Source organism: Rhizobium sp. SEMIA 4085 (assembly GCF_013004495.1).
GTDB lineage: Bacteria > Pseudomonadota > Alphaproteobacteria > Rhizobiales > Rhizobiaceae > Rhizobium > Rhizobium gallicum.
In genome coordinates, this window is the sequence record NZ_JABEPH010000687.1 from 1 (window position 1) to 1,000 (window position 1,000).

A 1,000-nucleotide genomic window follows, 5' to 3' on the forward strand; every position below is an offset into this window, starting at 1 on the left:
CCGCATGGCGTTGCCGCGGCGGGTATAGGCGTCGCGCTGCCCCTCGGAGGGGGAAAGATTGAGCCCCCCGCCCTGTGACACCATGGCGTTGAAGTTGAAATCCCGCTCGAGCCCCTCCCACAGCTTCATGGAAAGCTCGTAGAACGGATTGTTGCCCGCCAGCAGGTAGTTCGAGCGGATGATCGTCGTATTGCGGCCGACATTGCCGGACCCGACATAGTTCTTCTCCAGCACCGCCACATTGGTGATGCCGAATTCCTTTGCGAGGTAATAGGCCGTAGCAAGGCCGTGTCCGCCACCGCCGACAATGATCACGTCGTAATGCGGCTTAGGCTCGGGCTGCCGCCAGGCGGGCGCCCAGTTCCTGTTGCCGAAAAGCCCGTTTAAGAAGATGGACAGTGCCGAGTAGCGCATCGATGCCGCTTTCCAAGAAAGACCTGTTGCCGGTCATAGCATGGGGAAGTGAGCTGCCGTTGCATCCTTGGGACATTATGATGTAATTCTAGGACATGAGCCCTAGCCCTAGCGACCAGAAGAACCTTCAGCGGATCGGCTTCGTCCTCGTGCCGAATTTCGCGCTGATGTCCTACGCCTCGGCGACCGAGCCGTTGCGGGCGGCAAACCTGCTTGCCGGAAGTGCTCTTTACGAAGCGATCCCGTTATCGGCAGATGGTCTTCCGGTTCGCAGTTCGTCCGGCCTGACGATCAGTTGCAACAGGCTTTCGGAGGCTGGCGGCACCTGTCATACGATCTATGTCTGTGCCGGCGGCGATCCGCAAGACTGGTACGCAAGTGTCTCCCTGCATATGCCGCTAAGGAAGTTCGCGCGCAACGGCGTGCGGATCGGCGGCATATCGAGCGGCTCCTACGTGTTGGCATCGGCGGGCCCGCCCGGCACAACGGCTTTTTCCAGCCCACGTGGACACACCCCCCCTCCTCAAAAAGCATTCCCCCCACCCCCCCGCCGCAGCGCGCGGCTCTTCCCGTCCTGTGGACGCCG

Annotated in this window: 1 protein-coding gene and 1 pseudogene; one reads left to right on the plus strand and one right to left on the minus strand. The window is 61.4% G+C overall.

Going from position 1 to position 1,000, the window contains the following annotated elements:
• Nucleotides 1-414: FAD-dependent oxidoreductase (locus C9413_RS32380; protein WP_170251611.1), on the minus strand; the 414-nt coding region annotated here is incomplete at its 3' end.
• Between the two features lie 95 nt (nucleotides 415-509).
• Here C9413_RS32380 and C9413_RS32385 point away from each other — a divergent pair.
• Nucleotides 510-1,000 (plus strand): annotated as a pseudogene (locus C9413_RS32385) (GlxA family transcriptional regulator); the annotation flags it as partial.